This is a genomic window from Mucilaginibacter sp. SMC90 (assembly GCF_022811725.1).
Lineage (GTDB): Bacteria > Bacteroidota > Bacteroidia > Sphingobacteriales > Sphingobacteriaceae > Mucilaginibacter.
This window is the reverse complement of the sequence record NZ_CP094527.1, coordinates 5,217,773-5,240,467: the sequence shown is the minus strand read 5'-3', so window position 1 is coordinate 5,240,467 and position 22,695 is coordinate 5,217,773. Positions and strand designations below refer to the sequence as shown.

The following is a 22,695-nucleotide window of genomic DNA, read 5'->3' as shown; positions in this document are numbered from 1 at the left end:
ATTCACTTTGGTTTCTCAAAATACCAATTGGTATATATTTATATCTTTGCGCCGATTTTAATAAAACCATCATGTTAAACAGAGTAGTTATAACAGGTCTGGGTGCTTTGACACCGCTTGGAAACAATGTAAAAACTTATTGGCAAAACCTTGTTGCCGGTAAAAGCGGTGCCGCAACCATTACCCGTTTTGATGCATCCTTGTTCCGTACGCAATTTGCATGCGAGCTGAAAGATTTCAATATCACAGATCATCTGGATAAAGCCGAATTAAAGCGTACCGACACCTTTACCCAATACGCGCTTGTAGCAGCCGATGAAGCTATTAAAGATTCGGGATTTGAATTGAGTAAAATGGACCCGTTTGATATCGGCGTAATTTGGGGTAGCGGGCAAGGAGGTATGGAGACCTTTGAAGAGCAGGTAACTGAATACGCAAGAGGCAACGGACAGCCAAGGTTTAGTCCGTTTTTTGTGCCTAAGTTCATTTCTAATATGGCGTCAGGTATGATCTCTATCCGCAATGGATTTATGGGGATCAATTATACTACCGTATCTGCCTGTGCCACATCCAATACAGCTATTATGGATGCTTTTAACTATATCCGTTTAGGTAAGGCTAAAATCATAGTAACAGGTGGTTCAGAAGCACCTGTTACGCCGGCTTCTATCGGTGGTTTCAGTTCAATGAAGGCTATGTCGGCCCGTAACGGTGATCCACAGCATGCTTCAAGGCCATTTGATATTGACCGTGATGGCTTTGTTATGGGCGAAGGTGCCGGTGCTTTGATATTAGAAGATTATGAACACGCGGTTAGCCGTGGCGCACATATTTACGCTGAAGTAACCGGAGCATCTATGACGGCTGATGCCTATCATATGACAGCAACCCACCCCGAAGGCCTGGGCGCAGCCCGTGCCATGCAACAAGCGCTTGCCGAATCGGGATTAAGCATTGAAGATGTTGATTATCTGAATATGCATGCTACCTCAACCCCGGTTGGAGACATTTCGGAGATCAATGCGCTATTGGCAGTTAGCAAAAATAAAGAGATTAATACCATTATAGGTTCAACCAAATCCATGACTGGTCACCTGCTTGGTGCGGCTGGCGCTATCGAGGCTATTGCGGCTATTAAATCGATAGAAAATCAGGTGATCCCGCCAACCATCAATACCACAACGCTGGACCCCGCTATTCCCGATACTTTGAAATTTGTATTGAAGGATGCTATCGACCACAAAGTAAAAGTAGCTATGAGCAATACTTTCGGCTTCGGTGGGCATAATGGCATTGTAGTATTTAAGGCTATATAAAGAAATGGAAGACTTACGAAGTTTCTGAAACTTCGTAAGTCTTGATTCTGCATCAGCCTAAGGCAACAGCTTCCATGTTTTAAGTTCGCCTTTTATCACTACCATAATTTTATTGGTTACCATTCTATTCAGGATAACCTTTGCACCTATCCACAGTAAGCTTTTGGTAAGCCATCCCAGGTCTGCTACATTGAGCATGATGGTTTGGATCCGATTTTTCAGGCCATCACTAAACCGGTCTATATCCTGTTCTTTAATAGTAGGCCAGTTGTTCCCCGAGCTAAATTTAATATCCGGGAATTTGATATCTTCTTCAAATACCGGGATGATCTGGTAGCTATCGTTTTGAGTTGATTTAAATTTGGCTTTATCGGCATTGGCGTAGCCATCTGCAAAAATCGGGTTTGTTGTAAGTGCTTTGGCAGGTACGGTAAAGTAATCGCGTAAAAAGATCTTGCAATTATGGCGGCCCAGGAAAAAATCGTGCACCCTGAACTCTTTATTAAGGAAACCGCTAAACCCGCTCAGCGCGCCGCAGGCAATGGCTTGTTCACCTGTCAGATCGGTTGATTTACCATCAGGTGTATCCACCCGGCGGGACGGCGTGATCAGGTATTGGCCTGCACAATCCGAATCCATGGCTTCTTTAATGTTAACCGCCTTTGAGCGCATTTGCGACAGCATGGATGACAGCGTTAAGCCTACCACATTTGATACTGCCCTTGATTGTGAAATGGGTGTAGGTGCCTGGGTAGGGAATGGCTCAATCATCAGCACAGTTGAAACAAATTTGTTATAGTTGTTGTAATCAACATCCGGCTGACCGGTCAGGTCATCCAGAACACTGCGTACCTTATCAAAAGGCTCATTGTTGATCATACCACCATCAACATTCAGGGTTTGATATCCGCCCGCCTCAATAGGACTGTTAACAAAATAATTGCTTAGCCAGGGATTATTGTTAACATAGCTGGCATCACGTTTAACTATCCTTGATTGCAATCCAACCGGGAATGCGCCCGTGGCCATAGCAGCATCGGCGGCTATGTCAGTGTTAACCTTGTTTTTCAGATCTAATGGCATCCAGCCGTCGTTATGCCCATCTATTGCACTCTCGGTAAGCTGAAAACATGCGTAATCATTATGGATCCGCATATTATACTTGGTAGGCTGAGGCGATGATGAATTGAATGGAACATTATAAGCATAGCCCTGCAGGTTGGTAAGCGTAGTAAAGATCTTTAAACCGGGTTTGATATACGCCGGCGTGGGCTGCCATTGGTTAGGATCGGCAGCGACCACACGTTTAGCAACATCATTGATGAAATCGGAATTTAGGGCCGATATCACGCCCGAAGTTTTAATGTCAGACGTGTCAAGCATCTTAGAAAACATATCAGACTGTACGAGGTCCACCCATGAGTGATAAAGTTTGTTTTCAGGATGTTCGGCCAAAATATCCGCCGATGGTTTGTCGATATGGGTTATGGGGTTATTAAGTGAGGAAGCCGCCATAATGCTGGTCATGCCGCCTGCAGAGGCTCCGCCCATTACCGGGATCTGTACCTTGTGTTGCGGAACGCCGGGTTCATTACGGCGCTTGTCCCATTCGGTTAATGCCTGTAACAGGTAATCAATAACGCCTGCTGTGTATGCCCCGGCAGATACGGCGCCGGCCATACAAAGTCCTACATAAAATACTTGCTGATCTGAAGTTTTATCTGCTGCCATGAGAAAGATGTTAGGTTGGGTGGTGAAATTTAAAAAAAGGATGCTGTTAGGCCGTACGTAAAAATACGTGAGTTGATAGCGGGTTTTACCTGATCATATTGTTTTGCCGGCTTTTTGTGGTTTAGAGTGTTCCCGGGGTTTAAGTTCCTGGCCAATGATCTTTTGCTCGAAAACTCTTTCGTCTTTACGGTCGGTTTTTACGATCCATATCATCAATACGGTTAACAGGGTTATAACAATGCCTGCTATAAAATAATCGATCTGCATGTTTATATATTTGGTTGTTTAAATTTAACCACCCTGTATTAACTGGCGATTAAATTTTAATGTGAAATAAAACCTGCCGATCTGGAGTTTAAATAGCTACAAAAAACGCAATTAACCCAATTACATTATGCAAGCCCATATAACCGCCATTACTCTTGCTGTTAAAGATCTTGATGCTATTAAGGGATTTTATACCGAAAAATTCGGATGGCAAATTCTTGCCGAAAATGAAAAAGTAGTAATGTTAAAGCTTGATAATTTGGTGCTCTCCCTGTGCGATGAATTGCTTTTTACTGATTACACAAATATAAGCAATAATGCCCGGAGTAAAAGTTTTTATCTGACGATAAATCTTGCTACAAAAGCAGAGGTTGATGACAAAATAAGCCGATTAGAACAAAATGGAGTACAAATCATAAAGCATCCGGCCAATACTTTTTGGGGAGGTTACGCCGCGTTTATTGCTGATTTTGAAGGTAATTGCTGGGAGATTTGTTATAACCCTTATACAGCTAATTGAAATGTGAAACGCGTTTCATCGGGCGTTGACACCACGCCGATTGTACCACCGTGAGCCTTTGCTATTTCTGATGCGATGTATAAACCAAGCCCAAGGCCTTGCTGCCCCTGCTTAACTTCACCGCGCGAAAACGGATGGAACAGCCTTTCCATGGCAGCAGCCGGGATCTGTTCGCCGGCGTTGGCTACTGAAAGTGTAAACTTACCATCTGCATTGCATGCAGATACCCTGACAGGTGTGTCTTTGCTGCCATGAACAAGCGCATTTGAAAGCAGGTTGGAAAAGAGCTGTGCCACCCTTGTACCATCGCAAAACACTGTTCCGTTGATGTTAAACTCAGTGATGATTTCCCGCTCGGGTAATGCGAGGCGTAGTTCGGATATTACATGGTTAAGGGTTTTTTCAAGGCTCAAGGTATGGCTTAAGGCAAGCGTAACACCATCGCCAAGCCTGCCGCGTGCAAAATCAAGCAGGTTCTCTATCAGGCTTTTCATGCGCATAGATGAGTCCTGGAGAATGCTTGCCAGGCGTTTAAGCCGGTCATCAAGTGGCATCCTCATCATTAATTGCCCAACGTTTGATACCGCTGTAACGGGGTTGCGAAGGTCATGCCCCAAAATGGCTATGAACTGTTCCCGAAGCACTGCAATCTGGCGTTCTTCCAACAGTTTTTCTTCGGTTAAAGCAATTTGTTCAATTGCCTGTAAATGAAACGAGATCAGATCGGCATATAACTTAAACATATTTACTACCTCGGGAGTATTAAGCTTGGCCGGGTTGGGGTCAATGGCGCAAAGTGTACCAAAAAAAGTACCATCCTTACGAATGATAGGCATGGAAATATAGCTTTGAAACCCATACATTAATGGCGTATGATGCGTACGAAAGCGATCATCCATTTCAACATGGTCGATAATTACAGCTTCCTGGGTTTGCCTGATTTCATGGCAAATGGTTGTTTCTAATTTTAATTCGCCGCCGGGTACCAGCCCAAACTGGATGTTATCAAGAACAGCGCAGGCTATCCATTTTTTTTCGGTAACCCGGGCTACGGCGGCAAATCCCATACCGGTGGTACGGCAAATAACTTCTAATATTGAACTTATTACCGGGATCTGATTTATTGCATCAAGATCGGCCTGAAGATTTGGTGCTAATTTGCCTGACATTTCGGGGTATTAAAAAGGGGATTGTGTTTAAAAGTACGATATTGCTAACACAATATGATGTGTATTTGTTTAATTAAGAATAATTTAACTGTTCAGGTTAAATTATTGTTTTTTAATTAAGCGGAAGCTGACTTTATAACTGTACATGAATATGGTCATCATGCCTTACTGCCCCGCAACCATGAAACCTAAGCTTTGCTGTAGTAATACCTAACCGTATTTTTAAATGAGGCTCAATAAATATTTTATTGATAGCGTTTTGTGCTGCAAATAGATTTACGAGGGTTTTTGTTCGTAAACTGTCGAATGTGAAATTGACTTTATTGCCCTGGGGAACTATTTTGGTCAAAAAACTATATTGCCAGTACCCTTTTACCAGGCAGGCCTGGGTTGTATTAACTTCTCCTGCTCGTGGCCCTTCACTAATTCCGTAACCTATTGGCGAAGGGGTTTTATTACTCTCCAATCCTGTTTTGTTATCAATATAGAAAAATGCAAGATCCAGTTTCTTGCCATCATTGTGGCTCAGGTGCGGCATAAGCGGAAAACTGTTAATAAACGGAAAGCTTGCGTCAAGATAATTTAAAATACTGCCCGGATATTTTTTGTTCATTTCAGAGGCTACCACCAGCGTGGCCTGCTTAAGCCGGGGGCAAACATAATTACGGTTAAACAAGCAGGTTAGCCTGTTTAATGGTCGCAAGTGATCAGTTTCGGATAATGGGAGAGGCTCCCTGCCCCATAACCGGGCAAGAGGCGGCACGATTAAAAAAGTTGCAACGCAATAAAGAATGATAAAAACTGCAAGCTTTGTAAGTTGCCGGTAGTACTTATTGCTTACCGTTTTGTTGATTGGTTTGTGAAAGCTAATTGAAATAAGATAAATGAGCCCGCCAATTTGTGTTAAAATGGTAAGCAGGCAAAACAATAAAACAATAAGTATGGATTTTATTTTTTCAATTGATTTTAAAATTCAATTTAACGGTATTGTAAACCAAAAGGTGCTGCCCTTGCCAACTTCGCTTTCAACACCCATTTCGCCGCCATGCCGTTCAATAATTTCGGCACTAATGTATAGACCCAGCCCCAGCCCCGAGTATTGAATGCCCGAGGTATCAACCCGGTAGTAACGCTCAAATAAATGCGGGATTTTTTCTTCCGGAATACCTTTGCCAAAATCCTGAACGGATATTTTGGCCATATCGTTTTGTTTGGCAATGTGGATTACTATCCGGTTACTATCAGGTGCATATTTAACCGCGTTATTTACAAAGTTTACAACCACCTGGTCAATACGTTGCCTGTCGGCAAATAACTCAAGCCCGGTATCGCCCGTAAGTTCCAGTTCATGCGTACCTGCAAGCCTCACATGATCACAGCATTCATTGATCATCTGGGCCACCGGGAAGCGGGTTTTATGAAGAGAAAGTTGTCCGGCGGTTATTTTCGATACATTGAGCAGGCTATCTACCAGTTGCTGCATTTTGTTAAGGCTGTTGTTACCGCGGTTAATAAACTGTGGGATTTTATCAGATGAAGGATCAACCTTGATCAATCTGTCAAGTAACTGCATCGATGCTTTGATCGATGTCATCGGCGTTTTAAGCTCATGGCTGGCCACACTTATAAAATCGTCTTTTTGCTGTTGCAGGTGTTTAAATTCGGTAATATCAAGTAAGGTGCCCAATATCCGCAGTGGTTTGTTTACTGAGCCGTAATACACCTTGCCCTGTGCCCTGATCCAGCGTTGTGAGCCGTTTGGCCATATAATCCGTGCTTCATAAAAAAGCTTTCCGGTAGTGAGCGCGGTTTTGTGGGCATTAGTGCGCAATTCCACATCGTCGGGGTGCAGTGCTTTTATAAATAAATCGCGGGGCGCATCACGGCCAACACCAAAAATGATGTTAAATCTTTCAGATGTAAGTATCTCATCGGTAATCAGATCAAGATCAAAGGTGCCTATTTCAGCAGCTTCAACCGCCAGTCGTGCCCGTTCTTCGGCTTCCTCAATTTTGCGGCGGGCAAAAAACTTTTCAGTTACGTCAATGGCAATTACCATAATAGCAGTGATTTCGCCGTTAAAGCCCTTTATGGGTTCATAAACAAAATCAATAAATACCATTTCCGGGATACCATTGCGTACAAGAAGCAGTTTATGTTCTTTGGCGGTAATGGGCTGCCCTGTTTCAATAACATTATCCATTACGGGCGCATACAAATCGGCTGTTTCTGGTATGGCATCCCAAATGCCGCGGTTTTCCATCTCTGAGCGTTTACGGCCAACAAGCTCAAGATAGGAATCGTTAACTACTTCTATGGTCAGGTTATCGCTGTTAATGATACATATACCTACCGGTGCCTGCTTAACCATGTTATACAAGGTGTGCCTGCTCTCTTCCATAGCCTGGCGGGCGTGCTCTATTTCGGTAACATCGGTTGAAAAACAAATAACGCCAACTATTTTACCGCGCGAATTGCGTACAGCCTGGTAGGTAAATTTGTAATAATTGATTTGCCGTTTGCCGTCAATTATAAATTCGGCAGGTTCGTTATTGCCATAGTAAGTTTCGCCGGTATGGTATACCTCGCTGATCTGACTGCTGAAAGGCTGACCGTTAAGGTCGGGCAGCGCTTCATCAAATGGCTTTCCAATCACTGATTTGTCTTTTCCCCAGGCTTTTAAAGCAGCACCGTTGGCTATGGCAATCAACTTTTCCCGGCCCATACACATGTACACCGGAAAAGGCGATGCCTCAACAATACTTCGGAAAAGGTTTTCAGTAGGTTCCAAGTTGCAGTGGGGGTTAATTGGGGTAAACGATGCTCTCAAAAATAAAAATATTTTCGTACAGATTTAAATATCTATGGCGGGTTTTGATATTGTTTATTGACAATTAAAGAAATTAATCTGCGTTGATTTCCCCAATTGATTACACCTGTCAAAAATGTGCGAAAAATAGCTTTAGTAGGCGAAAAACACCTGCTTGCTGTTTTAGATGCCATGGGCTAACCTTGTGGTGTGATAGGCATATTTTTTTGATCAAAGCCTGCCCACATTTGATCAAAAAAATATCACAAATGAAAAGCAAATTTTTATTGGCATGCATAGTAGGGTTATTATCTGCCAGCACCATGTACGGTCGGCCAGGCACTGAAACAGGATATACTACCGTAATCCGGGATTTTATTGAAAGCCACATGACCTCCAACTTTAAAAAATTAAAATCAATAATGAGCGATAATTCTGTACAGAAGATCCCCCGCGGCGAAAAGGTGCTTGTGCAGGAAAAAGATGATCTGGTAAGCATGATGAAAATGGATGCCGGTACACAGCAAAATTGCGCTTCAAGCTATGAGGTACTTGCCCAAAGCGATGCGATGGTAATTGCCAGGGTTGATTTTAATTATGAAAACTGCGCACAGCATGATTATCTGATCATCGAAAAAAATGACAAACAGGATTGGAAAATTACCCAGGTATGCAAAATGTTTGATGACATAAAAACGCCCGTAACCAACAATAATTCAGTAGTAGCCAAAAACTAATTTTACTTCCTTAACTGATAATAATTAATCACCCTATTGGGGTGATTTTTTTTATTTTAATTAGCTTTAATTTAACTTTTTAATTGTACCCCCATACAGGTAATTTAAATTACGTTTTTAATTGAATAAGCTATCCCGATTCCCCGTTTTTTTGCTTTTGTGTTTCCTGGTGTGTATGGTATTGTTTACAGGCCGGGCCTACGCACAGAAATATATTTTTGCGCACTACGATATTGAGGACGGGCTTATCCAGTCGCAGATAAATAAACTGTCTATGGATACCGATCATAGGCTGTGGATAGGGACTTTTGGCGGGGCCTGCCGCTTTGACGGAAAGGATTTTACCTCTTATACTCGCTTAACGGGTTTACCTGATAATTACGTTGCTACCGTTTTTGCTGATAAAGGCGGCTGTACCTGGTTTGGTACAATGAACGGGCTTGCAAGGCTTTATAACGGCAAAATTATCCGGTATAAACCAGATATACCGATGAAGCGTTATTTTGTAGGTAACATCATCCAGGATGGCGAGGGCACTATCTGGGTCACATCAGCAGGGGCATTGTTCAGGATTAAAAATGATAAAATGCAGCATGTGCCTGTTAATGATGATCCTGATATTTATATTACAAGTTTGGCGGTAAACAGTGCAGGCACGCTGTATGCTGCTGTTTACAAAAAAGGAATTTACCGCTTAAAAGGTCAGCAATGGGAGCATGTAATTGATATAGGCCCCCAATACGAGGAGCAAATTATTAAGCGGATATTTTTTGATCGTTTTGATAAAAGCAAAACTTACCTTTTAACCCGCTCAAACTTGCTATGTGCCAGGGATGGCGCGGTTAAACTGTTTGATATAAAAAATGTTACCGATAAAATAAAAGGCCAGCTGTTATGTATTGAACAGGATGCTGACGCTAATATTTGGCTGGGTACTGATAACGGTGCCTATTGTATTATGGACGATAATGCAATAATCCATTATAATTCAGCTAACGGACTTACTGATAACTCAATTCCCGAGATTTATTTTGATGCCGATAAAAACCTGTGGCTGGGCAGCCTCGGTAATGGCCTTTATCGCTGCGAAGGCGACAGGTACACTATTTTCGACCGCACACAGGGCATCCCCGAATCAAAAATTGTAATGTCGGTAACGGAGGATTGGAACAAAAATGTTTTAATGGGAATTGACGGGGCCGGTCTTTTGCGGTTTGACGGAAAAAAGGCCAGTGAAGTACCCGTACCATCCGGCTCGCCGAATTTAAAAGGTGTGCAGTGTTTGTATACCGATAAAAACGGCACTGTTTGGATAGGTACCGGCCAAACGGGATTGTGGCAGTACAATAAAAATGGTTTCAGGCAGGTAAAAAACAGTTCATCTTTTGCTTATAATTTTATTACTGCCGACGATAGCGGTACTATCTGGCTTGCGACATCCATGGGCTGTTTTTACTATCAGAACGGCGAATTGAAGCAGTTAGAAGGAGTTCCTTCATATTCGGCTTCAATGCTTGGCCTGGGGGGCGACTCTGTTTTGATAGGGACACAAAGCGGTGTGATGCTGGCTGTGAATAAAAAGATAGTTCCGGGCTTTAAACTTAAGTCATTCCCCGCCACCGCAGTTTACAGCATGATACGTTATCGCGACCTGTTGCTGGCCGGAACCGACGATAGCGGGTTATATACATGGGATATGACCACCGGGGCGGTTAATATTTACAACGTTGGTGATGGCCTTAAGGCTAATAGTATTTATAGCCTTGCTGCTGATGAGCGTGGCAGGCTTTGGATGGGCACCGGCCGCGGAATCAACCGGATGCAGTATGATCCCGCAAAGAAAACTTTTTGGGTAATTGACAACATAGGCTCTAAAGAACCTATAGTGGAGGCTAATCAAAATGCCATTATGCATCGCGGTCATGAGGTTTGGATAAGCACCACAAAGGCAGTTATGGTATATAATACCATGACCAAGATGGTTCCTTCGCCTCCTCCGCATGTGTTTATCAAATCGGTGCAGCTCATGAGGGAAGATGGGGCAAAACGTTCATCGATTGACCTTAATGACTGGGCCGAACTTAATCATAACCAAAATCATTTGTCGATATCTTTCCTGGGGGTTTACCTCAAGAACCCCGATGCGGTAACATACCAGTATAAACTTGTTGGGCTTGATAGTGCTTTTAGCTCGCCCATGCGTAATAATGTGGTTAATTACCCTTCGCTGCCTCCGGGTAAATATACTTTTAAAGTTAAAGCCATAAGTCCGGATGGGCAGGTGTCAACGCAGATGGCCAGTTTTAGCTTTGTGATCATACCGCCTTTTTATCAAACTTTTAGCTTCAGGCTACTGGCTATAGTACTGTTGGTGCTGCTTGGTTTCGGAGTGCAAAGTTTAGTGCATCAGCGTAAAATAAAAAGGGACAAAGCTATTGAGGCGATGAAGCGGGAAGAGAAGCTAAAGATCCGCCAGCAAACGGCCGAAGATTTTCATGATGATCTGGGTAACAAATTGACCCGCATCACCGTCTTATCAGAGATACTGAATGCCAAAATTGATAAAGAGCAGGCAGATCAGCGTGGAATTGTTGATCAGATCAAGCAAAACGCAGCATCATTATACAACGGTACAAAGGATATCCTGTGGGCGCTTGATCCTAAAAGTGATAACCTTTATGAAACCCTTAATCATGTGCGAGAGATAGGGATAGAGGTTTTTCATGATGTGCCTGTTGATTTTGAATTTGCTGTGGTGGATGAAGACATCCAGTTGATAAAATTGCCTATGGAGTACAGCCGCAATATCACCATGATATTTAAGGAGTTATTGAATAATATCCTTAAACATGCCGACGCTTCTCTGGTAACTTTTGAGCTCGACCAAACTGATAAAAACGCTATTGCGCTCCGGGTTACCGACGATGGCAATGGTTTTGATAGCAGCATGGCCCATCGCGGAAGAGGGATTAATAACATTAATGCCCGCGCAAAACGGATTAACGCAGCACTGCTTATTAACTCAGAAATTGGCAAAGGCACATCAGTAACATTGAAATTTAGTAAAAACCAGTTAAACAATTAAGCATGGCGCGTAACATTAAAGTAAGTATTATTGAGGATGATGAAACCCTGCGTGATGGTTATGCTTTTTTAATTGGCGCTACCGAGGGCTATGAAGTGATCAGTACTTACTGCTCATATGATGAAGCCGCAAAGAAGATTGCTACCGATAAACCCGATGTAATATTGCTGGATATTGAATTGCCGGGTGTTAACGGAATTGATGCGATCCCCAAATTAAAAAAGCTGCTGCCCAATTGCTATATTCTGATCCTAACGGTTTACGAGTCAGAAAAACAGATCTTTAATGCACTGGCTAACGGTGCTTCAGGATATCTGACAAAAAATACTCCATCAACAAAGATCATCGAATCGATAAAAGAGGTGCGCGAGGGGGGCGGGCCAATGAGCATAAATATTGCCCGCTTGGTGATCCGTTCGTTTCAAAAAAACCAGGAATCGCCTTTGTCTAAGCGTGAAACCCAGATACTGGAGCTGATAGGTGAGGGCAAAAGCCGTGGCCAGATAGCCAATGAACTATTCATCGACCTGGAAACCGTTCGCAGTCACATTAAAAACATCTATCTCAAGCTTGATGTAAATTCCCGTGCTGATGCCATTAAACTGGCAAGGCAAAATAAGCTGATATAGTTAACGAGGCCTTGCCATTATCGCGTATCTCAAAAAAAAATCATTGTGAGCGTAGCGTGGCAATTGCACGCTATACAGAGCAGCTTTGCTTCCGTGCGATTGCTTCGCGCCTCAATGACATTGTTTTACAGCAATTCTGCCGTTGTTGGTGTTGTACCAACAAATCTGATGATCAATCCAATTCCTTCACAAAATTCCACTAATTCATAAATCCCCCAAATAGGGGGATACTATCCCCCTGCCGGTAAAGTACCTTTGGTATGTTAAGTAGTTTTAACTGACCGGCTACTGTAAACCCGCTTCAAAAAATTATCCTGTATGCTGTTTCGGCCGACAGGTTGGTTTCCATTATTAAATCTGGTTTCTGTTAATAGCTACTGCAAAATGAAATTGAAATATATACCCGTATATACGGCCGACTTTGAGGGACAAATTGATTTTTACACTCAAAAATTAGGCTTTAAAGTAGCAGGTACAATGACATTTTACGAGGGTAGGGAAAGCACGGTGATCCGGTCGGATAAATTAAATGTGGCGTTGCTTGTAACTAATAACGACAGCAACAGTGATAAAAGTAATATTATCATTAACACTACCGATTGTTTAAACGATTACCATGTGCTCCGTACGGCAGGCGTATTTTTTTGCAAATCGCCGGCTTATCTGCCAGCCGGACTGGCAGCCGAATTTTTAGACCCGGCGGGGAACAAATTTATGTTACTGGAAGAAAGAAATTATAACGAACAATAAAATCATATCACAATGGACTATTCAAAAGTATTACGCAACAATAACAAGATTGTAAGCCGCACAGGCGGTCAGAGGCAGGGGCCGCAGTATACTTCAGATTTAAGCCTTCGCTTTGTTTTAAGCGGTAATGAACGTTATGATATTGGCCGCAGGCATTTATCCATATACCCCGATTCATTCCTGATCCTGAACAGGGGTACTCAATATTCTACCGATACCGATCTGGACCAGCAGGTACAATCGTTCGCTATCAATTTTGATCAGCAGTTTTTGCAGGATTTTAAAGAATGCTGGACATTTGATGACGATAGCTTATTAAGTAAAGGCTATGGTAATGGTAGTACGCAACCCGAATTTAATGAAACGATATATCCATTTGCCGGTGACATTAAATACAATGTATTTCACCTGAAACAGCACCTGGATAATGGCATGCAGGATGAAATGCTGATTAACGAATACCTGCACCACACACTCATCAACTACTTTCATATTTACAATGATGAGATCTGTAAAAAAGCCGAAAAGCTTGATTTTTTAAACCAGGGTACAAGGGTTGAGATCCTGCGCCGGCTTAACCTTGCTAAAGAGTTTCTGTATAGTAATTATAATCAGAATATTAGCCTGGAGGACCTGGCCGAACACGCTTGCCTTTCGGTTAACCATTTGCTGCGCACTTTTAAGCAGGCATTCGGTTTAACACCGCATCAGTTTTTGATCCAACTGCGTTTAAAACGTTCGTTGATGCTGCTTAAAGATACCCGGTATCCTGTAAATGAAGTAGTTGGCATGGTAGGTTTTGAATGCCCAAGTTCCTTCATCAGGTTGTTCCGTACACATTATAAGATAACTCCTTTAAAGTACAGGCAATCAGCATGATAAGAGTTTTCTTTTTGTGTTAAGATGGTGCTTTTCACACATGTGGCCCGCTTTTAACACGTTATGTTTGTAGTACCAGATAGTTTTTTTGTTAAGGATATTTGGTCAGTTAATAGTTAATGAAAAAGTCAGTAACGCGAGGTTACTGACTTTTTGCTTTTTATGGTAAAGGCAACTCCCCGTAATGGAAGGTTACTACAGTAACTGGATGTAAATGAGATTGATCAGTGCTCGGAAATATGCGAAAATCAACATTTGTATCCCTGTTGTAACATTACACCAAAAACATCGTCTTTTAAGTTAAACCTACTACTATGAAATTTTTTACCTTACTGGCCGTTACCGGCGGACTGTTTTTTACTACACTCCAGATAGAGAAAAACAACTTGGCAGGCATAAAGCATAATAAAAATAAATGCTGCATGAATACTAAAAAATCAAAATGCCCGCTTACATGTAAACGGGCAAAATCGGTTAAATTAAACGGTTAAAAACGATACAGGGTTCATCCCCTCAAAAGGCGTCCGGCGTTTTAAGGGGAATCTTTTGCCGGCGCCTTTGCAGCGTTTATTTGCTTAAATCAAATTTAAGCAATTCTGCATCACCCGCTTTTATGACAACGCTGTTTGTGGTTAAATCAGTGCCCTGCAATAGCAATCTGGCATTTGTTGTTTTGCCTGTTCCCAGGCCAATCCTTTTAGTGTCGATAGTGTAAGTTTTATCTGTATCACTATAATTAAATAGGGCCAGGTAAAAGTTATTATCTATTTTAAGCGCAAACTGCTCTGTTGTTCCTGTTTCGGTATTGCCTTCAACCGGCCTGAAAGCTTTGCCATGTTGAATAACCTTTAAAATCTCGGGATTTTGGTACATGGCTTTGGCCCTGTCTGACCATTGGCCGTGGGTAGAGAAGTCATCGCCGGTTATAAATGTTCCTGTAATAACAGCCGAGAGCATCCGTTCCCGGTTAGCTCCTTCACTTTCGGTTGAAAGCACCACGTGGTCTGCATCAACATAATTATACAAGTAAGTTTGCCACCAGCCATAATTTACGCTGTTGAGGGTGTAGCGGGTGTCTTTTATAGTTTTAAAAGCATCGCATGCTATACGCCTCATATGAGCGTACCGGCCGGTTGCCAGGCTTGGAGAAATTGCTGCATAAACCAGCATCTGATTGCCCAATTGATCAATCAGATGTTCCATTCCTTTTTTATAGGCCTGCATACCGGTAGTGACCGTGGGATCGTAAAAATGGCTTGATTCAGCGGCCGCATGTCCCAGAAAATCGATCTTGATCATTTTGAAACCGCAGGCTTTTAATTTGCCAATTACATAATCAATATGTTGCAACGTACCTGGGTGCGTAGGGTCGGTTGCCCGGGCACCGTCAATATCATGATAGCCGTCGCCAACTTTTGTCCACGTTTCGCCATAGGTATAATTGCTGCCTAAAACTTTACGGTCGGGGCCGCCTTTCCATCCCCAGTCGGTAAATGGGGCCCAGTACACTCCGGGCTGTAAGCCTTTTGATTTACAATAGTCTGCAAATGATTTCAGCTTGCCAAAATCACCTTCCCAGCCGCCGCTGATCATGTTATCCCAAAATGAATCAAGATCAATAAATGCGGTATTACCGTTGCGAAACGCCGGAATGCTATCTGCAAAAAAGTTGGCTACTTTAATGGCTTTGTCGTAATTCAGCTTTTCCTGCATAACACCCCAGCTGTTCCAGCCGATAGGGGTAGGCTTTGTCCAGTTGAATATGTAGGGCGGCTCGGCAGTGCGGTTGGCTTTACCAAATTCTTCCATACCGGTGCGCCAATCTGAAAACCAGCCAACAAATACTTTGGGCGATTTAATGGTACTACCACTCATGTAGCCATGCGCTATTTTGTCGCGGTTTACAGCTTCATCGGTGTATCCGCCCCATACTTCAAAGGTGCTGGCACTATCTTTTTTAGCACTGGTACGTACACCTGTTTTCCAGGTTTCATGCTCAACAGATCCAAGCACTACACCATTGCGGCTATTGTTATCAAAAACGGTACCTACCTCGGCACTGGTATTGGTAAACGGTGCCTTAAATGATTTTGAATCATAGCTGATGAAGGTATCATTATCAAAAGGAACAAACAGCGAACGGGTATCGCCGGCTATTGTTGCCATATTACCGGCAATGGGTTCCATATAATTTGTTTTAAGATTTTTACCCTCAATATACAACTCAACAAAAAAGTAACCTTTGTGTAATGGATAGGTGTAAAACACCTGAACCATGCCCGGCAGGTTATCGCCGGTTAAGGTAAATATATGTTTTACACCTTTGCCAAAACCATCAGTTATCGGGGTTTTAGTGTAGGTGATGTTTTTGTACGCAGTTGAGGTGATGAATTTGCCGCCGATGACAGCTTTGCTGTAGCAGTTGTTAAGTACTGTTTTGCCGTTTTCAATAACAGAAAAAGTGCCTTTTTTTTGATTGTAACGGACGGTGCCCGCAGTGCCATATGAAAACGATATATCGCCCTGCTGAAATTGTTGAGTAGTAATGGTTTTGGCTGATGCTGAGGTTGTTGACGAACTGTAAACGCAAAGGAAGCCAGCCAGCTGCAAAGCCATTATTAACCAAGTAGAAAATTTTTGCATGAATTTTAGGTTATTAAATGTCTAAGGTACATTTTATTTATAATGCGCAAAAATTGTCTGCAAATCATAACGCATTATTTACAAAATGTGGAGTTATTAAAAAAGGTTCATTATAAATAAGGCACCCTTAAAAGGATGCCTTATTGGTTGCTTAGGCTTTAGTTGCCATGATGTTTTTGATTTGGCCGTTAACCTTTACTTTAACCATGTGTGGCGTAGGTGAGGTTATTTTATAGTCGGTTATTTTACCATCTTTCCATTTCATGTCAACAGTGAAATTACCACGGGCTTTGAGGCCTTTAACCTCGCCCTGCGCTTTCCATGCGTCGGGAATAGAAGGTATTAGGTCGATAAAACCCGCATGGCTTTGGATCAGCATTTCGGCAATACCTGCTGTTGCACCAAAGTTGCCATCAATTTGAAACGGCGGCCCTGCCGATAACAGGTTAGGGTATACGCCGCCGCCTGCGCCGTAATTAATATCTGTTTTGATGGTTGGCTTCATCAGCTCTTTAAACAGTTTGTAAGTGCGGTTGCCATCATGCAGGCGCGCCCACCACAGTATTTTGTAAGCTATTGACCAGCTTGGGCCGTCGTCGCCACGTACTTCTAAAGTTTTCCTGGCAGCTTCGGCAAGGGCGGGAGTAGCCTCGGGGGTAATTTCAGATGCCGGGAATAAGCCGTACAGGTGTGATACGTGACGGTGCTGTGGTTCGGTTTCTTTATAATCTTCCATCCATTCCTGGATGCGGCCGTCTTTAGCGATAACGCCCGGAGGCGGTAGTTTTTTCACTTTAGCTGCCAGTGTTTTGCTGAACGACTGGTCAGTACCAAGCACTTTGCTGGCGGTGATCACGTTGTTAAATAGCTGGCGGATGATCTGGTTATCAATAGTTGGGCCTACACAAATGCTGGCGTGGGTGCCATCGGGCAAATAAAAACTGTTTTCGGGTGATGATGAAGGTGAGGTGACCAGCCAACCCGTTTTGGCATCGCTGATAAGCATGCTGTTGTAAAATTGGGCTGCGCCTTTCAGTATCGGGTAAATTTGTTTAAGATAGTTTTTATCGCCTGTAAAATCATAGTGCTGCCAAAGGTTATCACAAAGCCAGCCCGATCCAACTTTACAGATACCCCATGATGCGCTTTCGCCAGGCTCAGTAAAGCCCCATGGATTAGTAATTACGTGTGCTACCCAGCCATCGGCATTGTAATAGGCTTTAGCGGTTTTTTCACCATGCGGAACCATACCTTTTACCAGGTCGGCAAGCGGCAGGTTCAATTCTGAAAGGTTAGAGACCTCAACAGGCCACTGGTTCATTTCAATGTTGATATCCAGGTGATAATCACCATTCCATGGCGTATGTACCTCATTGGCCCACAAACCTTGCAGGTTTGGCGGCAGTAAACCAACGCGGGTGCTGCAAATGCTTAGGTATCGGCCAAACTGGTAGAATAAAACAGGCAAACTTTTGTCTGCATCCGGGTTGTTACGGAAAGCGATGAGCCTTTGATCTGTCGTAAGTTTTTCAGCCTCCGAAGTGCCAAGATCCATTTTTACGCGGTTGAAAAGCTTTTGGAAGTTGACGATGTGCTGCTGTTTTTCTACAGCATAAGGCTTTTTCATAGTCGCCTTAAGCGCGTTATCCATTTTGGCGAGGTACTGGGGATTCTTAAAATCTGTACCTGCCGATACGTAAATGATTACTTCGGTTGCGTCCTTAATAACCAGCGAAGTGGGGGTGGTACTTAACGAGCCGCCGGTTAGTTTTGCCTTTACTCTCGCTTTGTAAGCCACACCTTTGCCATCGGTACCATTATCCAGCTGACCGGTAAGATCAAGTTCATTACCTTCGGTACTTGTAACGCCTCGCTCCGGGCGACTGATATTGATGCTCAAGTTAAGCATTCCCGGCTTGTCTGCGCTTAATTTTATTATATCTACATCATTACCAAAACTGGTAAAGTATTCGCGCTTGTAGGTAACGCCATTTACCTGGTAGGTGGTTTTAGCAAGGGCATTATTTAATGAAAGCTCGCGTTCATAGTTTTCATATTTTACATCCTTATCCTCAATACCTTTATATTGATAGCTTAAGTTTAAGTCGCCAAGCATCTGGAAGCAGCCAAAAGGCACACCACCCGACCCTTTGCCCGTACACACAAATGATTTATCAATTATGGCTTGCGCTTCCACATTTTTACCTGCTGCAAGCAAGCTCCGTATTTCGGGCAGTTTTTTATAAGCTTCATAATTATTGGCATCCTGCGATGATCCCGACCACATGGTGATATCATTCAATACCACTTTTTCATTAGTGATACCTCCATCGGGCATCATTCCTAAACGACCATTACCGAGCGCAACGGTTTCTTCCCAGCGTTGGGCCGGCTGCTTGTACCAAAGCTTTAGTTGTTTTGTTTGTGCTTGAGTAAACGTTGTAATACCTGTAATCATTACAGTTATTAGCAGGGGCGTTCTTTTTGGCATGTTTATGTTAATTAGGTTTTCTGTTTAAGTTTATTTACCTGAGGTAGTTACAGGTATTTAAATGGCGTTTTGGGCCGGTTTTTAAAAATCAATTGGTTAAAAAATAAATTACCTGGCACGTATTCCCTTTGCTGTTTTTATTCTTATCGGCGTCAATTTTAAGATTGAGCGTGTGCTGGCCTTTTTTAAGACTGGTACTGAAGGTTACATACCAGGGGAGATAGATCCAGGAGCTAAACTCGGTATACAGGTCCATCTTTTTTTCGGTTTCGCCATCTATACAGTAGCTGATGATGCCGGCATCCGGTCCCGATGCTATAGCCATTCCTATAGCTGTACCGGTAAATGGCAATGTTAACGATGAGCCCGGTTTGGTAGCTATAAGCATGGGTTTATGCACAAAGCCCTCGCGGGTGCTCAGATTATTATTTGGTGCCCAGTCGGGGTTAATAGCCCAGCCATTCAGGTTTTTTGCATTTTGGATGCCGTAATAACGGCCATTACCCAGGTTAAGCTCGTTTAAGGGTTTCGGTAACGAATAGGCCTTTGGTAAAGCCCCCGGCTGTTTATCAAAGCATGCGTTGAGTAAACTTTTTATTGTGGCAAAGTAAAGCTCCTGCCCATAAATGGCAGGGTGAAGATCCTTGAAATCGTATTGCCATGAAAACTCGTGGTTATTTAGCTTATCGGTAACTTCTTTGGCCAGGTTTACAGATGGTAAACCATAATGCTGTGCAATTAGTTCGTGGTTTTTTATTTGTACAGGGGTTATGCCATTGTTGTAATCCCGTATCTTATCCGGATCAACGAACGACATCATGACGATATCCATCATGGGGTTGGCTTTTTTTGCATGCCTTACAATGCCCTCCAAAGCGCGTACTTCGGTAAGGCTATCCAGGCCGTTCACATTATCATTTACTGCCGCCTCAACAAACATCAGGTCAACTTTACCAGAATCAAGCACATCGCGCTGCAGGCGGAAAGCATGCGGCACACTGCCCAACGACGGAATCCCGGCCTGTATAAAATGGAATTTAGTGGAGGGAAAACGTTCGGTAAGATAGCGGCTTATTTTTTCGCGCCAGCCAGGGTTATAGGTAATTGATCCGCCTAAAAAAGCTACGGTAGCATTCCCTCCTGAATTAAACACGTTATCGCTATTGTACAGACCATTACGGGCGATAAAATAATCTGCATAGGGAAGTGTTTTCTTCACCGGGTAACTATACTTCATGATCATATCTGCCCATTGTTCAGGGTGCTCAACAGGAAAATGGTGGCCGTTAAGCTGCTGCGGACCGGCAGTTACCGGATATATCATTATTGGTCCGCCTAAAGCAGTGTAGCGTTGCGCAAGGATGCTGGTGTTTTCGGCATTAGGCACTATCTTATCATCTATGCCTATAATATGCATAATAGGCACCTTAAAAGCAGCCAGGCCGTCCAGGTTATCAATTGGGTTATCTTTGTAATTGAGCGCCTGTTGCTCAGAGATATGATATACCTGCTGCAGCTGTTTCCAAAGGGTTGTATCACCAGCTGCGCTTAACTTGCCTCCCGGCCAGCTTTTAATATTACAAACGGGAGCCTCGTTATAAATGCTGCTAACTTTATCAGGGTTGCGTTTGGCCCAGCCATATACATATAAACCGCCGCGGCTAACACCCTCAAGTGCAACTTTTAAAGCAAAAGCTTGCTTGACGGTTAGATATTGGTAAAAAGCATCCCATACTTGTAATGCGTACGGGCTGCCATATTGGTCATCAACATTTACAAAAGCTATATGAAAGCCTTTAGCTAACAGGATACTATCAATATCTGTATGCCAGTCAGGAAAGGAGGCCCGCCATACCCACGGGTTGCCTTCAAGCGGCTTGTTAGGGTTTACGTAATAGGCTTTATGCGGGCCTATAGTGATATTAACACGTTCAAACCCCTTCCATGTATCGTTAGGCGAATTTTTAATAGCATATATGGCCGGGGCATTGCCTGCACTGCCATTTTCATGGCTTTGTGCTGAGGCAATACCGGCCGTGAACCCAAATAATAGCGCAATTAAAAATGGTTTAATCATTCAGCTTTGGTTATAATAACCCTACTTCAAAAACTTAGTCGTTTTTTGAAGATTGTTATTTTTGATTAAAAATGTTTGTAAAAACCTTTAGTAGCTTGTGTTTATAATCAGCATAAAAATATAAATGCCATTAGCAATAAAGTGCATTAAAATTGATCTGTTTCGATAGTATTTTGACAATTGTTTTTTGATTTTACATCTGAAACGGGTTTTTGAAACAAAAAAGTTGTAATAAGTGTGATTTTTACAACAAAATAGTCTTGGAAAAGGGAGGGATTTACTAATGATAGTTAGTGGCCAATTACGGTCAACAGAGGCTTTTCAGGTTCGTCCAAATCTGCTTTATTCTTTACTACGTAACCCTTCAATCCATAATATAAAACATATAGATAACAAACTAATGGCGCAATGAATGCCATCCGGATGCCTGAATGGTCTGATATTAAACCCATTATCGGCGGAACTATAGCGCCGCCCACAACCCCCATAATAAGGAGCGATGAAGCTACCTTGGTATAGTTGCCTGTGTTTTTGATACTGAGGGTAAAAATGATGGGATACATTACCGAGGTAAAGAGCCCCGCCATTGATAATGAAATTATAGATACGTAGCCACTTGTGAGCACGGCTACCAATATTAGCGTAAAAGCACCGATGCTGCAGCAGGTAAGCGCCTTATTGGGTTTAACCTGCTTAAGTAAAAATGCTCCAAACAAACGTCCGGCTAAAACCAAGGCCATATACAGCGTAATAAATAGAGCTGATTTTTGTTCGGTAATGCCCGTAATATTTAATGATTTTGTGTAACGGATAATGAAACTTACCACTCCAACTTCGGCACCTAAATAGGCGAAAACAGCCAGTACGCCCAACATTGTATGCCTGAACTTAAATACTCCCGATAGTTTTTGACGGCTGTTACCTTCATGGATGACCGGTAACTTTAAGAAGTAAAGCAATACGCAAAGGGCCATAAATAGCACCGCCAATGTTAAATAAGGTGCAATAACCAAATGAGCCTCACCGCTTAAAAATGCTTTTAATTGTTCCGGGTTAAACGATTGGATAAGTTTTGCCGGAATATCTTTTTCGTGGAGTAAAAATTTAGAGCCAATGAACGGCCCCACAGTAGCGCCCATTGAACCAACTGCGGATGCCAGGCTTAACCGGCTCGATGCGTGATCAGGATCGCCAAGTTTTGAGATGTATGGGGTAGCGGTAACCTCCAATATGGCAAAGCCTGATGCCATGGTGAACAAAGCCAGCAGAAATACAGGATAAAACCTGGTTGCAGCAGCCGGATAAAATATTGTGGCACCAACAGCTGCCAGGATAAGCCCTGTGAGCATCCCTGCTTTGTATCCCATTTTTTCGATGAAGCGACCGGCAGGTAAGGCCATCAGAAAATAAGCACCAAAAAATGCCGACTGGATCAGCGACGATTGCAGATCGGTAAGTTGACAGGCCCTTTTCAGGTGAGGGATGAGCACATCATTAATATTGCGGCTCAGGTTCCAGAAAAACATCAGGCTCATCACTATCAGCAGCGGAGCCAGGTATTTTGATGCGGTGCCATTGGTTTTGTTCATGGT

At 42.9% G+C, this 22,695-nt stretch carries 17 protein-coding genes; 8 read left to right on the top strand and 9 right to left on the bottom strand.

What is annotated here, in order from left to right; all coding sequences use genetic code 11:
• Positions 1-71: 71 nt before the first annotated feature.
• Positions 72-1,316, top strand: coding sequence for a beta-ketoacyl-ACP synthase II (gene fabF / locus MTO98_RS21905; protein ID WP_243481113.1), 1,245 nt, complete (start codon positions 72-74; stop codon positions 1,314-1,316).
• A gap of 57 nt (positions 1,317-1,373) precedes the next feature.
• Here fabF and MTO98_RS21900 read toward each other — a convergent pair whose 3' ends face one another.
• Positions 1,374-3,047 carry a patatin-like phospholipase family protein gene (locus MTO98_RS21900; protein WP_243481112.1) on the bottom strand — a complete coding sequence of 558 codons (1,674 nt, stop codon included), beginning with the start codon at positions 3,045-3,047 and terminating at the stop codon, positions 1,374-1,376.
• Positions 3,048-3,140: 93 nt separating this feature from the next.
• Complete coding sequence (locus MTO98_RS21895; protein ID WP_243481111.1) at positions 3,141-3,314, bottom strand: hypothetical protein; 174 nt, start codon at positions 3,312-3,314, stop codon at positions 3,141-3,143.
• A 127-nt stretch (positions 3,315-3,441) separates the two neighbouring features.
• Here MTO98_RS21895 and MTO98_RS21890 point away from each other — a divergent pair, with 127 nt between their 5' ends.
• Positions 3,442-3,834, top strand: a complete 393-nt coding sequence (locus MTO98_RS21890) for a VOC family protein (RefSeq protein ID WP_243481110.1) — start codon at positions 3,442-3,444, stop codon at positions 3,832-3,834.
• On the opposite strand, the gene MTO98_RS21885 is transcribed toward MTO98_RS21890, so the two are convergent.
• The 3 genes from MTO98_RS21885 to MTO98_RS21875 form a co-directional block, all read right to left on the bottom strand.
• A complete protein-coding gene (locus MTO98_RS21885) occupies positions 3,819-5,003 on the bottom strand; it encodes a GAF domain-containing sensor histidine kinase (RefSeq protein WP_243481109.1) in 1,185 nt (394 codons plus the stop codon). The two genes, MTO98_RS21890 and MTO98_RS21885, sit on opposite strands and share 16 nt — an antisense overlap.
• Before the next feature lie 133 nt (positions 5,004-5,136).
• Positions 5,137-5,679, bottom strand: coding sequence for a hypothetical protein (locus MTO98_RS21880; RefSeq protein WP_243481108.1), 543 nt, complete (start codon positions 5,677-5,679; stop codon positions 5,137-5,139).
• A 297-nt stretch (positions 5,680-5,976) separates the two neighbouring features.
• The gene (locus MTO98_RS21875; protein WP_243481107.1) at positions 5,977-7,794 is read right to left on the bottom strand and encodes an ATP-binding protein; all 1,818 of its coding nucleotides are present in this window, start codon (positions 7,792-7,794) and stop codon (positions 5,977-5,979) included.
• 287 nt (positions 7,795-8,081) lie between these two features.
• On the opposite strand from MTO98_RS21875, the gene MTO98_RS21870 reads away from it, so the two are divergent.
• The 6 genes from MTO98_RS21870 (at position 8,082) to MTO98_RS21845 (ending at position 14,383) form a co-directional block, all read left to right on the top strand.
• Positions 8,082-8,549 carry a hypothetical protein gene (locus MTO98_RS21870; RefSeq protein ID WP_243481106.1) on the top strand — a complete coding sequence of 156 codons (468 nt, stop codon included), beginning with the start codon at positions 8,082-8,084 and terminating at the stop codon, positions 8,547-8,549.
• Between the two features lie 175 nt (positions 8,550-8,724).
• Complete coding sequence (locus tag MTO98_RS21865; RefSeq protein WP_243481105.1) at positions 8,725-11,634, top strand: two-component regulator propeller domain-containing protein; 2,910 nt, start codon at positions 8,725-8,727, stop codon at positions 11,632-11,634.
• A gap of 2 nt (positions 11,635-11,636) precedes the next feature.
• On the top strand, positions 11,637-12,263 hold the full coding sequence (locus tag MTO98_RS21860; protein ID WP_243481104.1) for a response regulator: 627 nt from the start codon (positions 11,637-11,639) through the stop codon (positions 12,261-12,263).
• A gap of 384 nt (positions 12,264-12,647) precedes the next feature.
• Positions 12,648-13,013, top strand: a complete 366-nt coding sequence (locus tag MTO98_RS21855) for a VOC family protein (protein ID WP_243481103.1) — start codon at positions 12,648-12,650, stop codon at positions 13,011-13,013.
• Positions 13,014-13,025: 12 nt separating this feature from the next.
• Complete coding sequence (locus tag MTO98_RS21850) at positions 13,026-13,892, top strand: helix-turn-helix transcriptional regulator (RefSeq protein WP_243481102.1); 867 nt, start codon at positions 13,026-13,028, stop codon at positions 13,890-13,892.
• Positions 13,893-14,206: 314 nt separating this feature from the next.
• Positions 14,207-14,383 carry a hypothetical protein gene (locus MTO98_RS21845; RefSeq protein ID WP_243481101.1) on the top strand — a complete coding sequence of 59 codons (177 nt, stop codon included), beginning with the start codon at positions 14,207-14,209 and terminating at the stop codon, positions 14,381-14,383.
• A gap of 76 nt (positions 14,384-14,459) precedes the next feature.
• Here MTO98_RS21845 and MTO98_RS21840 read toward each other — a convergent pair whose 3' ends face one another.
• From MTO98_RS21840 to fucP, 4 genes are all read right to left on the bottom strand, one after another.
• Complete coding sequence (locus MTO98_RS21840; RefSeq protein ID WP_243481100.1) at positions 14,460-16,535, bottom strand: alpha-galactosidase; 2,076 nt, start codon at positions 16,533-16,535, stop codon at positions 14,460-14,462.
• Between the two features lie 151 nt (positions 16,536-16,686).
• Entirely contained in the window at positions 16,687-19,026 is a 2,340-nt protein-coding gene (locus MTO98_RS21835; protein WP_243481099.1) for a glycoside hydrolase N-terminal domain-containing protein, read from the bottom strand.
• A gap of 88 nt (positions 19,027-19,114) precedes the next feature.
• Positions 19,115-21,103, bottom strand: coding sequence for an SGNH/GDSL hydrolase family protein (locus tag MTO98_RS21830; RefSeq protein WP_243481098.1), 1,989 nt, complete (start codon positions 21,101-21,103; stop codon positions 19,115-19,117).
• 290 nt (positions 21,104-21,393) lie between these two features.
• The gene (gene fucP, locus MTO98_RS21825; protein ID WP_243481097.1) at positions 21,394-22,692 is read right to left on the bottom strand and encodes an L-fucose:H+ symporter permease; all 1,299 of its coding nucleotides are present in this window, start codon (positions 22,690-22,692) and stop codon (positions 21,394-21,396) included.
• Positions 22,693-22,695: the final 3 nt, after the last annotated feature.